The organism is Paracoccus sp. J56, assembly GCF_019633685.1.
Classification (GTDB): Bacteria; Pseudomonadota; Alphaproteobacteria; order Rhodobacterales; family Rhodobacteraceae; genus Paracoccus; species Paracoccus kondratievae.
Genome location: NZ_JAFL01000008.1, coordinates 157,851 through 168,757 on the forward strand (window position 1 = coordinate 157,851; position 10,907 = coordinate 168,757).

Annotated in this window: 13 protein-coding genes and 1 tRNA gene; 6 read left to right on the forward strand and 8 right to left on the reverse strand. The window is 60.6% G+C overall.

What is annotated here, in order from left to right; all coding sequences use genetic code 11:
- Window positions 1-102: 102 nt before the first annotated feature.
- The gene (ndk, locus tag M511_RS08155; RefSeq protein ID WP_085501887.1) at window positions 103-525 is read left to right on the forward strand and encodes a nucleoside-diphosphate kinase; all 423 of its coding nucleotides are present in this window, start codon (window positions 103-105) and stop codon (window positions 523-525) included.
- 60 nt (window positions 526-585) lie between these two features.
- Here the strand turns inward: ndk and M511_RS08160 are convergent, their stop codons facing one another.
- The 5 genes from M511_RS08160 to M511_RS08180 all read right to left on the reverse strand — a co-directional run bounded on the left by M511_RS08160 (window position 586) and on the right by M511_RS08180 (window position 4,750).
- Window positions 586-1,794, reverse strand: a complete 1,209-nt coding sequence (locus M511_RS08160) for a cytochrome b/b6 domain-containing protein (RefSeq protein WP_085501888.1) — start codon at window positions 1,792-1,794, stop codon at window positions 586-588.
- Window positions 1,794-2,369, reverse strand: a complete 576-nt coding sequence (locus tag M511_RS08165; RefSeq protein ID WP_085501889.1) for a thymidine kinase — start codon at window positions 2,367-2,369, stop codon at window positions 1,794-1,796. The genes M511_RS08160 and M511_RS08165 overlap by 1 nt, the downstream gene beginning before the upstream one ends.
- Window positions 2,370-2,442: 73 nt before the next feature.
- Window positions 2,443-3,888 (reverse strand): DEAD/DEAH box helicase, encoded by a 1,446-nt coding sequence (locus M511_RS08170; protein ID WP_085501890.1) that lies wholly within the window; start codon window positions 3,886-3,888, stop codon window positions 2,443-2,445.
- A gap of 183 nt (window positions 3,889-4,071) precedes the next feature.
- A complete protein-coding gene (dtd, locus tag M511_RS08175) occupies window positions 4,072-4,521 on the reverse strand; it encodes a D-aminoacyl-tRNA deacylase (protein ID WP_085501891.1) in 450 nt (149 codons plus the stop codon).
- 1 nt (window position 4,522) lies between these two features.
- Window positions 4,523-4,750 carry a hypothetical protein gene (locus M511_RS08180; protein WP_010397343.1) on the reverse strand — a complete coding sequence of 76 codons (228 nt, stop codon included), beginning with the start codon at window positions 4,748-4,750 and terminating at the stop codon, window positions 4,523-4,525.
- 93 nt (window positions 4,751-4,843) lie between these two features.
- On the opposite strand from M511_RS08180, the gene M511_RS08185 reads away from it, so the two are divergent.
- Window positions 4,844-5,095 carry a DUF2312 domain-containing protein gene (locus M511_RS08185; protein WP_010397340.1) on the forward strand — a complete coding sequence of 84 codons (252 nt, stop codon included), beginning with the start codon at window positions 4,844-4,846 and terminating at the stop codon, window positions 5,093-5,095.
- Window positions 5,096-5,135: 40 nt separating this feature from the next.
- Here M511_RS08185 and M511_RS08190 read toward each other — a convergent pair whose 3' ends face one another.
- The gene (locus tag M511_RS08190) at window positions 5,136-6,011 is read right to left on the reverse strand and encodes a hypothetical protein (RefSeq protein ID WP_085501892.1); all 876 of its coding nucleotides are present in this window, start codon (window positions 6,009-6,011) and stop codon (window positions 5,136-5,138) included.
- 294 nt (window positions 6,012-6,305) lie between these two features.
- Between M511_RS08190 and M511_RS08195 the strand changes: the two genes are divergently transcribed.
- Window positions 6,306-7,190 (forward strand): helix-turn-helix transcriptional regulator, encoded by an 885-nt coding sequence (locus M511_RS08195; RefSeq protein ID WP_085501893.1) that lies wholly within the window; start codon window positions 6,306-6,308, stop codon window positions 7,188-7,190.
- Window positions 7,191-7,269: 79 nt separating this feature from the next.
- On the opposite strand, the gene tsf is transcribed toward M511_RS08195, so the two are convergent.
- Window positions 7,270-8,160: a translation elongation factor Ts gene (gene tsf, locus M511_RS08200; protein WP_085501894.1), complete on the reverse strand. Its 891-nt coding sequence runs from the start codon at window positions 8,158-8,160 to the stop codon at window positions 7,270-7,272.
- 111 nt (window positions 8,161-8,271) lie between these two features.
- The gene (gene rpsB, locus M511_RS08205) at window positions 8,272-9,057 is read right to left on the reverse strand and encodes a 30S ribosomal protein S2 (RefSeq protein WP_085501895.1); all 786 of its coding nucleotides are present in this window, start codon (window positions 9,055-9,057) and stop codon (window positions 8,272-8,274) included.
- A 459-nt stretch (window positions 9,058-9,516) separates the two neighbouring features.
- Between rpsB and M511_RS08210 the strand changes: the two genes are divergently transcribed.
- From M511_RS08210 to M511_RS08220, 3 genes are all read left to right on the forward strand, one after another.
- Window positions 9,517-9,592: transfer RNA gene (locus M511_RS08210), tRNA-Thr, on the forward strand.
- Between the two features lie 476 nt (window positions 9,593-10,068).
- Window positions 10,069-10,347: a hypothetical protein gene (locus M511_RS08215; protein WP_139824559.1), complete on the forward strand. Its 279-nt coding sequence runs from the start codon at window positions 10,069-10,071 to the stop codon at window positions 10,345-10,347.
- A gap of 270 nt (window positions 10,348-10,617) precedes the next feature.
- Window positions 10,618-10,907, forward strand: a 290-nt coding sequence (locus M511_RS08220; RefSeq protein WP_139824560.1) for a transposase, incomplete at its 3' end; no start/stop codon positions are given.

The following is a 10,907-nucleotide window of genomic DNA, read 5'->3' on the forward strand; positions in this document are numbered from 1 at the left end:
CGCGTCAATGCCGCCCCCGGCTTTTCAAGCGCCGCCTGCCATGGTAACGGGGCGCGGATTTCCGGGCCATAGCGGCCGGAACAAGATAAAGGGACGACCAACATGGCCATCGAACGCACGCTTTCGATCATCAAACCCGACGCCACCAAACGTAACCTGACCGGCAAGATCAACGCCAAGTTCGAAGACGCAGGTCTGCGCATCGTCGCGCAGAAGCGCATCAAACTGTCGCCCGAACAGGCCGGCCAGTTCTACATCGTCCACAAGGACCGCCCCTTCTATGGCGAACTGGTCGAGTTCATGGCCTCGGGCCCGGTCGTGGTGCAGGTGCTTGAGGGCGAAAACGCCATCGCCAAAAACCGCGAAGTGATGGGTGCGACCAACCCGGCCAACGCCGACGAAGGCACCATCCGTAAAGAGTTCGCCCTGTCGGTGGGTGAGAACTCGGTCCACGGTTCGGACGCGCCGGAAACCGCAAAAGAAGAAATCGCCTTCTTCTTCTCGGGTCTCGAACTGGTCGGCTAAGTCCGGCTGCGAGTTTTGCGATTTCAGAAAGGCCGCCCGGTTGGGCGGCCTTTTTCATGCCTATTGGCGTTTTGCGGTCAGATCGAATGAGATGTTGACACCAAATCCCACGGTGCTTTCGTCGCCATAGCTGGTGCCGATGCCGAAATCGCGGCGATCGACTTGCAGGCTGCCCTTGGCCTGCGCCTCATCGCCGTTGACCGTCAGTTCAAAGGGCAGGTCGGTTTCCACTGCGTGCCCGGCGATGGTCAACCGGCCGCGGGCGATATGGGAAGGACCTGCGGAGGTGGCGGGCAGGATATCGGCCTCGAAAACCGCGTTCGGATGGGCGGCGGCGTTCAGAAAGTCCGGCCCTTTGGCCGTATCGCTGACCGCACCGAGCGTGAGCGAGGCGATATCGACATTGACCACCACCCGGCCGGTCTGGCTTTCAGGGTCATAGTCAATCACGGCCTGCCACTGGTCGAACCGGCCCGAAACTGTGCTGCCGGCTTGTGTAGCCTCAATGTTCAGCGTTCCCTGTTGTACCGCCCAGCCCGAGGTTGCGGCCGCCTGCGGAGCGCTGGCAGGAATGTTTTCCCCATCTTTGGTGGGCGCTGCTGCTATTGTCAGCGCCGCGCCAGCCCAGATTGCGATCCCCGCCAGCGCCGCAAGAAGATGCGGCAGCACGCCTGAAGTCGCTGTCGGAGGTTCTGGCGCGCGCTCGGGGTTGCCGGCCATGCGGCTTAGCGTGCCGTCGCGGTCAATGATGACATGCTTTAGCGCCCCAAGGATGTGCAGCAGGATCAGCCCGCCCAGCAGCAGCCAGCCCAGCTTGTGAAAGGCGGCAAAACGTTCGGCCAGTGCGGCGTCCTCGGGAACCATGGGCAGGCGCTGCCCCAATGGCCAAAGGATGCGGGCAAAGCCGCCCGGCGCCGCCGAATGCAGCAGCCAGCCAGAGATCGGCATAATGATCATGCCGATCCACAACCCCCAGTGCACGGTCTCGGCGACAAAACCTTCAAGCCTCCGCCCGGGGTGCAACGGGAGGGGTTTTTTCTGGGTCAGCGTCCACAGGATGCGCAGGACGGCAAGGGTCAGGGCCGTCACACCCACGGTCTTATGGACGGAATAGGTCTGAAATATCGCCTGAAGCTGCGCTTCGCCCCCTTTGGGCAGGCTGCCCGCGTAAAGTCCCAGGGCGATTGCAGCAAGGATCAGAGCGGCAACCGTCCAGTGGAAAAAGCGGGCGACCCAGCCATAGGCGCGGGCGGTATTGCTGGCATTCATCAATTTTCTCCCATCGCTTCGCGCCAATGGCGCCGGCAAAGCGAGACATAGGTTTCATTACCGCCAATCTGAACCTGCGCGCCATCACGTAACACGCGACCTTGATCGTCGTGGCGTACGACCATGGTGGCCTTGCGTCCGCAATGGCAGATGGTACGCACCTCGCGCAGATCGTCAGCCAGCGCCAGAAGTGCCGCCGAGCCGGGGAAAAGCTGGCCGCGGAAATCCACCCGCAGGCCGTAGCACATCACCGGCTGGCCCAGATCGTCGGCGATGCGGGCAAGTTGCCAGACCTGTGACTCGGTCAGGAACTGCGCCTCATCGACAAAGATGCAGGCGGCGTCGCGGCCTTCGGTCTGGATCAGCGCAAACAGATCTGCCTCGGGGGTGAAGCTCAACGCATTTTCGGCGATGCCGATGCGGCTGGCGATGCAGCCCGGACCGGCGCGGTTGTCGATCGCCGCGGTCAAAAGCAGCGTCTGCATCCCGCGTTCGCGGTAGTTGTAGGACGCTTGCAGCAAAAGCGTACTCTTGCCCGCGTTCATGGTGGAATAGTGGAAATACAGTTTGGCCATGGGCGCAGATAGACGCGCGGGCAGGGGGTGGACAAGCCGCTACAATATGCAGGCGGCCTGTCCCAGGGGCCGGTCAGGCCCGTTGAGCGGCTTTCGGCGCGCGCGAGGGCCGACGCGCGGGACGTTTGCGTGCCGCGCCAGCACCCTGAGGGCGTCCGGCCGGGCCGCCCCGTTCGCGAATCTTGGCGGCCTCAAAGGGCTCTTCACCACCCACAATGGCGATTTTGGCCTTCATTGCCCTTTCGATGGCCCGCAGTTCTCCGATCTCGGCAGGAGAGCAGAAGGCGATGGCGCGCCCGTCACGTCCGGCGCGGGCAGTGCGGCCGATGCGGTGCACATAGTTTTCAGGCACGTTCGGCAGGTCATAGTTATAGACATGCGCCACCTCGGGGATATCGAGGCCGCGTGCCGCCACATCGGTCGCCACCAGAACCTTGGTGTCACCGGCACGGAAGCTGGCCAAGGCGCGCTCGCGCTGACCCTGGCTTTTGTTGCCGTGGATGGCTGCGACCTTAAAGCCCCATTTCTCAAGCAGTTTCGACAGCTTTTCCGACCCGTGCTTGGTGCGGCCAAAGACAATGGCCAGCTCGTCGCGGTGCTTTGACAGATATTCTGCCAGCAGCGTCGCCTTGTCGCCCTGATTGACGAAATGCACGCCCTGTTCAATCTTTTCAGCGGCCTGACCGGGCGGGTTCACGGCAACGCGCACGGGATCGGTCAGATAGCTGTCGGCCAGCTCTTCCATCAGCTTAGGCATGGTGGCCGAGAAAAGCAGCGTCTGACGTTCGCGCGGCAGCATCTTGGCGATGCGACGCAGCGCGTGGATAAAGCCGATGTCCAGCATCTGGTCGGCCTCGTCCAGCACCAGATATCTGGTCTGCGACAGGTCAATGGCACCGCGGTCGATAAGGTCGATCAGGCGGCCCGGCGTTGCAATCAGCACATCGACGCCGCGTTCAAGGCGCTGGACCTGAACGTTGATCGAGGCGCCGCCCACGACGCGGTACTGCCGGATCGGGGTGCCGATGGCATAGTTGTCGATATTCTCGGCAATCTGCGTCGCAAGCTCACGCGTGGGCGCAAGGATCAGGGCGCGGCAGGTGCGCGGTTCGGGTTTGCGGCCGATGTTCAGCAGCCGGGTCAGCATCGGCAGGCCGAAAGCCGCCGTCTTGCCGGTGCCGGTCTGGGCAAGGCCCAAAAGGTCGCGACCCTCGACGATCGCAGGAATGGATTTTTCCTGAATGGGCGAAGGGTTTTCGATCCCCAGTCCCGACAGGTTGATCGCCACACGCGGATCGATCCCCATCCGGGTGAAGGGGGTGTCGATCTCGGGGATGGCGCGGCGGATGAACTTTTCTTCCGGCTCGCTTTGATGGCGGCGATGAGAGGCACCGGGTTTACCACCACGGAAATGCGGTTTGCCGGCGCGCGGGCCACGGGGGTTGGCCGGACGGTTCGTACGGAAGGATTCGTTAGTCATAACGTCTTTCAGCCAGGTCGCCCGCGTATCGGCGCGCATGGCAGGGGCCACGCAGATTGCGTGACAGGTTGCGAGGGGCGGGCGCGATACGGCAAAGCCCGCAAGCCTCCCCGCGTGAATGGGAAACCGGAGGATATGTTGCCGACCTGGCGCATAAGGCGCCGGCTGCTCACGCGGCAGCGGGCGGCAACGTTTCGCAAATGAGGGCTGACCCCACGAAAGTCAAGCGCGATCAGCCGAATCCATCCAGATCGTCACCGGACCGTCGTTGATCAGCGACACCTGCATATCCGCGCCGAATGAGCCTGTTTCAACCGGCAGACCAAGCGTACGCAGCGTCTCGGCAAAGCGCAGATACAGCGCCTCGCCCCGTTCGGGGACCTCGGCAGAGGAAAACCCGGGGCGGTTTCCGGTGCGGGTGTCCGCGGCAAGGGTGAACTGGCTGACGACCAGAACCGAGCCTCCGATATCCTGAACCGAGCGGTTCATCTTGCCGGCCTCGTCGCGAAAGATGCGCAGCCTGGCGATTCGCGAGGCCAGCTTTTCGGCGGCGTCATCCGGATCTCCGCGCATGGCGCAGACAAGGACCAACAGTCCATGGCCGATGCGGCCGATGGCTTCGCCCCCGACCTTTACCTCGGCTTCAAGCACGCGCTGGATCAGGGCGCGCATCTTAGCTGTCCAGCATGATGCCCAGAACGACGAGCATCAGTCCCAGAACCGAGGCGGCAAGCGCCGCCATGTTGACGGCTACGACCTTGCGCATGGCGGCCCGCATCTCGGCATCGTCCGTGATCCGCGCCTTGGCCCGTGCGGCGGTTATGATACACCATGCCAGCGCGATCAGCCCGACCACGGTCAATGCGGTTCCGCTCCAGATCAGCCCGTCCCAGATCGTCATGTTTTCGCCTCCGTCTGCCGGCGATGGCGTAGCGGCGATTGCACCCGCCCGCAAGACCGCCTAGACCCGCGCCAAAACCTCAAGGAGCGGAACATGCAGGACGACAACGCCTATGGCATCGCCGCCGGCGAACTGCGCCAGTTCATCGAGCAGTACGAGCAGCTCGAGGCGGAAAAGAAGGACGTGACCGAACAGCAAAAAGAGTTGATGGCCGAGGCCAAGGCCCGCGGTTACGACACCAAGGTGATGCGTAAGGTGATCGCGCTGCGCAAACGCGACAAGGACGACATCGCCGAAGAGGAAGCGATCCTGGAGATGTACAAAGCCGCGCTTGGCATGGTCTGAGCGCAGAGGGCAGGGCGCCGGATCTCCGGCGCCTTTTTCATTATGGCGTGATGAATTCGATACCGGGCAGGGCCGCGATTTCAGCGATGTCCTGATCATACGCGGCGGTGATGCGGTCCACCATCTCTTGCGTCCAGCCGGGCAGGCTCACCTCGACATGAATCTGATCGGGCAGGGCATGTTTTTCAAGCGCGGCGCTAAAGATGCGGCGGCGGCTTTCAACGGTCAGATCGGTTTCCTGAGCCAGTGCTTCTTTGACCATCCGGATGCCGTCAGCGTGCATGATATCGCCCAGGATCTGCAACCCGGCCCGCAGCGGCACATCTGCCGGCATGGTCGAAATACAGCGCACCACCTCGGGCCAGATCAGCGACGTATCCTCGTGGCACCAGACGACCAGTCGCCGCCCGCCAAGCTCGGCCTGAATGCGCTGAATGGCCGGAGCCCAACGCATCGCCTCGGGATCGATTCCATTCATCAGATCTGCGTAGGTGCTGCCTGGTTCCCGCGACAGGACAAAGGGAATCAGCGTCGCCGGGTTCTTGATTGCAATAAAGAATTCGACCTCGGCACTGGGGAACAGATTGGCCAGCGCCATCATCTTTTCCCCCGCTGATACATAAAGTCCCTGCGGGGAAAGCGCCCGGATCGCCTTGCCTAGAAAATGGGCGGTACTGAAGATGATCCGCTCTGGCTCATCTGATTCAAGCAAAGCATCCAGCATCACCTGTTCCATTTCAGGTGTCGCCGCCTGACCACGCAGCGAGAACAGGACATCCCTGAATACTTCACGATGCCTGTTCGGAGTTACCGGTTCGATTCCGTTGCGCAAAAGCCAATCACGGTTTTGTGAAAGTGTCTTGATCATGCGGTCGTGGTCTGTGCCGTGAACCCCGCAATGAAACGCGATCTGCATCTGCCTGGAACTCCTCAATCGTTTCGGAGCACAGTAGCCCCCAAAACTGCTGTGGAAAACCTCTGGTCGCAGGTTTCAGCCAGAGGATGAGAGCTTCCTGTAGCGCGGCGCGGTTTTCATGTGTGGTTAACGAAATACGCATCGCGTTCAATCTGAACTCATTGGTTTTACCCGCCGTCAATCTTTCCGGTTGTGCGTCATGCATTGAACAATGCGGGATTTTAGCAATACTATTTTAAACCATCCGCCTTGCTGCAATTTGTTCGAGAAGCTTTTCAGGAAGAACATCGCACGATGGAAATACTGCAAGATGTCGAGGAGATGCTCGAGGCCCGCTCAGCGCAAGTCGTCTGGGAATACTATGTCGCGCGCTTGACCGACCTGGGCTTTCCCAATGTCTTGTATTACGGGACGCGGATCCTCGACAGCACGTCCCGGCGGATGATCGACGACAGTGTCCTGCTGTCCAGTTATGACGGGTCCTTGCTGGAAGAACTGGTCGACCTTGGGCTGTTTGACAGTATGCCCATGTATCTATGGCTGGTTGAAAACCCGGGCTGCGATAGCTGGGACTGGATCCATCGGCGGCGGCTTGAGGGCTTGCTCAGCCCCCGGGAAGAGCGCGCGCTGGATCTTTTTGCGCGGCATGGCCATGTCGCAGGTTATGGCCTTGGTCTGGGCGATGGGGTCAAGCGCCGTCGCGGGGGCGTTCTTCTCAGCGGAAAGCCGGGGATGTCGCAGCATGAGCTGGATCAGCTCTGGACCCAGCGGGGCAGGCTGATCCAGGCGCTGACCGGGCTTGTCCATCTGCGCTTGTCGACGCTGCCTTATGCAGAACCCCAGGATGTCCTGACATTGCGCCAACGCGAGGTGCTTGAATGCATCTCGAGCGGGCGGACCACACAAGAAATCGCCGACTTGCTGGAGGTCGCCCCGGCCACGGTCGAAAAGCATTTGCGTCTGACACGCAAGGCGCTGGGTGCAAGAACAACTGCTCAGGCAGTTCTGCTGGCGATGCGGCGCAGGCAGATATTTTCAGAACGGCGCGAGCCCTGCATGACAAAAGGCAACGAAAAGGCAAAGGCCAGCAATGATGAGCCGGGCCAGTTACACCCGTGGAGCCTTTCCTCTCGCCTGCCGCCCATGCGGCTGACCCGGGCACCCAGCCGGGGTAACTAGAGGGGAAGGGGCGGGCTAAGAGATAGAAAAACGCCGGCCACAAGGGCCGGCGTTCCTTTTGGGTCTGGAAGGGGTGGGATCAGGCGCCAGCGCGGGTCTTGGCGACCTCGGCGGCGAAATCCTCTTCTTTCTTCTCGATGCCTTCGCCGACCACGACGCGGGCAAAACCGGTCACTTCCAGTCCGGCCTCTTTAGCGGCTTCAGCAACGGTCACGTCGGGGTTGATGACGAATTTCTGGCCGAGGAGGGTCACTTCCTCAAAGAATTTCTTCATCCGGCCTTCGATCATTTTCTCGATCACCGCTTCGGGCTTGCCCGATTCGCGAGCTTGCTCGGACAGGACGGCCTTTTCACGCTCGACCAGCGAGGCGTCCAGATCGGCCTCGGACAGCGAGGCCGGGTTGGTCGCCGCGATGTGCATCGCGATCTGTTTGCCGACTTCCTGCGCCTTGGCCTTGTCGCCTTTCAGCGCGACCAGCACGCCGATTTTACCCATGCCTTCGGCAGCAGCGTTATGAACATAGGACACGATGGTGTCGCCTTCCAGAACGTGCAGCCGGCGCAGGGTCATGTTCTCGCCGATGCGGGCGATGGCATCGGTCAGAACCTCTTCGACCGGGCGACCGTTCAGATGCGTGGCTTTCAACACCTCGACATCGGTCGCAGTGTCCAGAGCGACGTTGGCGATTTCGCGTACGAGTTGCTGGAACTCGGCGTTTTTGGCAACAAAGTCGGTTTCCGAGTTCAGCTCAACAGCGACACCGCGGCCGTCGCGAACGGCAACGCCAACCAGACCTTCGGCAGCGACGCGGCCCGATTTCTTGGCGGCTTTGGCCAGACCTTTGGTGCGCAGCCAGTCGACAGCGGCTTCCATGTCGCCATTGGTTTCGGTCAGCGCCTTCTTGGCGTCCATCATGCCCGCGCCGGTCGTTTCGCGCAGCTCTTTCACCATCGCAGCGGTGATAGCCATCGGGATGTCTCCTTGCTTTTTCAATGCGTCAGGCGGGGCTTATCCCCGCCTGATGAATGTTCCGTGAACCCCTTTCGGGGATTTCCGGCGGCCTGCCGCCGGGCGGGCCGATCAGGCTTCGGCAGCTTCCTCGGTGCTTTCGCCGGCCAGATCTTCTTCGATCGAGGCCTCCAGAGCGCCAAGGTCCACGCCCGCCGCACCCATCTGGGCGGTCATGCCGTCGAGAGCCGCGCGGCTCACCAGATCGCAGTACAGAGCGATAGCGCGCGAAGCGTCGTCGTTACCCGGGATGATATAGTCCACGCCAACGGGCGAGCAGTTGGTATCGACAACGGCAACGACCGGGATGCCCAGCTTTTTCGCTTCGGCGATGGCCAGGTCTTCCTTGTTCACGTCGATGACGAACAGCAGATCGGGCAGGCCGCCCATTTCGCGAATGCCGCCCAGCGAGGCTTGCAGCTTGGCCTGCTCGCGCTCCATCTGCAGACGCTCTTTCTTGGTCAGGCCTTCGGCGCCCGAGGACAGCGTCTCGTCCAGAGCTTTCAGGCGCTGGATCGACTGCGAGACGGTCTTCCAGTTGGTCAGGGTGCCGCCCAGCCAGCGGTGGTTCATATAGTATTGCGCCGATTTTTCGGCAGCTTCGGCAACGGCTTTCTGGGCCTGCCGCTTGGTCCCGACAAAGAGAACCCGGCCGCCTTTGGCGACGGTGTCGCGCACGACCTGCAGCGCCGCGTCCAGCATCGGGACGGTCTGGGTCAGGTCGATGATGTGAATACCGTTACGGTCCCCATAGATATAGGGGGCCATGCGGGGGTTCCACCGCTGAGTTTGGTGGCCGTAGTGAACGCCAGCTTCCAGCAGCTGACGCATGGAGAAATCGGGCAGCGCCATGTCCATGTCCTTTCCGGTTTGCGCCTTGGCGGGGTATCAAGGGTTTCCCCAACCGGTGGACCGCCAGGGGATGTCTCCCCCTGAGGCCCGACCCCGCCTGTGAAGTGCGCGCGAGATAGTCTGTTTGCGTTGCAAATGCAAGCCCCACGTGATGAGAAGACGGCGGGATGGATCAGAAAATCGGCGCTCGACCGAGCTTGTTAACCGAAAATTGGGATTTGCATGCGATATGTTTGCTGGTCAGAAATATGAGGGCTGTTGTGAACACGACTTTGCTGGACTGCGTTTGCGGCTGCGGAACGTTGGGTGATGTTTGTTACGAATAGTCTGGACTCGGCAGCTTTGGGTGTGAGCATGTGTGGAGGGTAGAGCGGCAGGTGAAGCGGGCGCGCGGGTTATAAAGACATGATATAGACAGGCATGCTTGCACCCGTGCTCGTCTGGCGCTATCTCGTCAGGCAGGATGCCGGTTTAGCTCAGCAGGTAGAGCAGCTGATTTGTAATCAGAAGGTCGCGGGTTCGATTCCTGCAACCGGCACCATAAAATCAATGGGTTGCGTGGAAATGTTGATGCCTCGGGAAAATGTTTCCCACAATCGATTCCCACAGTCATGTTCTGCCCCCGTTCCGTTCCATCGCTGCCCGTGACAGCTTCTTTCGATTGCCGCGCTTGCGATAATAGGCAGACGGTCTGCGCAGACTGGTTGGTGATCGCCTGAATTTCGGCGTCCGTGCATCCAGCCTCGGCCAGCCTGATGATTGATAGCTTGCGCTGTAGCGGGACACAAATTTTTGCAGTGTTTGACACGGATTTTGGCAGCAAATCAAATGGTGTTGCAGCGACCACAACCGCCGCAGCCGCCAGGGGGAGTCCGGTAGAACAGGAAAAATTTTCTCTGCCAAAGCTGACCCGCCGCCACAGTGTTTGATCTGCGGCGCGGTTATCCGATGTCCTGACCATTGATGCCCCCTTATCCCAAGATAACGCCTATATTTGTGGCATGATCGAGGGCAAGAATGGCTCCAGCGGATACACCAAGCCAGCGCCGTTTGTGGCATATATCGCCAATGATGCGCTCGCTGACATACGGACAGCCCAAGCAGAAAAAATTGCTTCAAGACGACCAGGCAAAGGCGGTATTACGGATATGCGAACAGAAAGAAGAGTTCTCTGCTTTGGTTGCAGATGGTGGAAAGGAGGTGTCGGAAGCCCTCCAGTCTTTGGCCGACATGCGCCTCTTCTGCTTGGCTGAAGTTGCAGGCGCGCGCGAAAAGCAGGAAGCAGCGCCTAGTTGATATTGGGCGGTACTCGGGTCCTGAACAGTCAGATGATCCGCAAGGGCGGCGGCCGTGCGGTTCCGCAAGCCAATCTGAATAGCCGCGGAGCCAGCCAAAGGAATCGCTTGAAAGTTCTACAAATGGTGGGCACGGATCTTCTGATGTTTAACTCGTTGTAATGTTATCAGAATACCGAACTCTCAAGTGCAACGCCGAACATTCGGCTAGGGCGTGTTGACAAAAGGGATTCACCGGGCGCGGTGATCGTGATTCAAGCTGGTATCTGCAATGGAGACCAGCGTGGCACGAAACCTGATGTCGAACGACGAGTGGGCGTTCTTTGAACGCTTCATCCTGGCTGTCCGTTCTCCGAACGGCCGCAAGCCCACGAACCATCGGCTTGTTCTGGATGGGATTTTCTGGATCGCCCGAACGGGGTCGCCCTGGCGCGACCTGCCGGAAGAGTTCGGCAAATGGTCGTCTGTCTATCGGCAGTTCCGGCGCTGGACGTTGGCGGGGCTGTGGGAACAGATCCTGGAGGCGCTGAACGAGAGCCGGATCGTGCCGGATGCGCTGCA

What these genes read in the sequence shown, in the direction of transcription:
- ndk (WP_085501887.1), top strand. Translation starts at nt 103, where the DNA reads ATGGCCATCGAACGCACGCTTTCGATCATCAAACCCGACGCCACCAAA.
- M511_RS08160 (WP_085501888.1), bottom strand. Translation starts at nt 1,794, where the DNA reads ATGAATGCCAGCAATACCGCCCGCGCCTATGGCTGGGTCGCCCGCTTT.
- M511_RS08165 (WP_085501889.1), bottom strand. Translation starts at nt 2,369, where the DNA reads ATGGCCAAACTGTATTTCCACTATTCCACCATGAACGCGGGCAAGAGT.
- M511_RS08170 (WP_085501890.1), bottom strand. Translation starts at nt 3,888, where the DNA reads ATGCGCGCCGATACGCGGGCGACCTGGCTGAAAGACGTTATGACTAAC.
- dtd (WP_085501891.1), bottom strand. Translation starts at nt 4,521, where the DNA reads ATGCGCGCCCTGATCCAGCGCGTGCTTGAAGCCGAGGTAAAGGTCGGG.
- M511_RS08180 (WP_010397343.1), bottom strand. Translation starts at nt 4,750, where the DNA reads ATGACGATCTGGGACGGGCTGATCTGGAGCGGAACCGCATTGACCGTG.
- M511_RS08185 (WP_010397340.1), top strand. Translation starts at nt 4,844, where the DNA reads ATGCAGGACGACAACGCCTATGGCATCGCCGCCGGCGAACTGCGCCAG.
- M511_RS08190 (WP_085501892.1), bottom strand. Translation starts at nt 6,011, where the DNA reads ATGCAGATCGCGTTTCATTGCGGGGTTCACGGCACAGACCACGACCGC.
- M511_RS08195 (WP_085501893.1), top strand. Translation starts at nt 6,306, where the DNA reads ATGGAAATACTGCAAGATGTCGAGGAGATGCTCGAGGCCCGCTCAGCG.
- tsf (WP_085501894.1), bottom strand. Translation starts at nt 8,160, where the DNA reads ATGGCTATCACCGCTGCGATGGTGAAAGAGCTGCGCGAAACGACCGGC.
- rpsB (WP_085501895.1), bottom strand. Translation starts at nt 9,057, where the DNA reads ATGGACATGGCGCTGCCCGATTTCTCCATGCGTCAGCTGCTGGAAGCT.
- M511_RS08215 (WP_139824559.1), top strand. Translation starts at nt 10,069, where the DNA reads ATGGCTCCAGCGGATACACCAAGCCAGCGCCGTTTGTGGCATATATCG.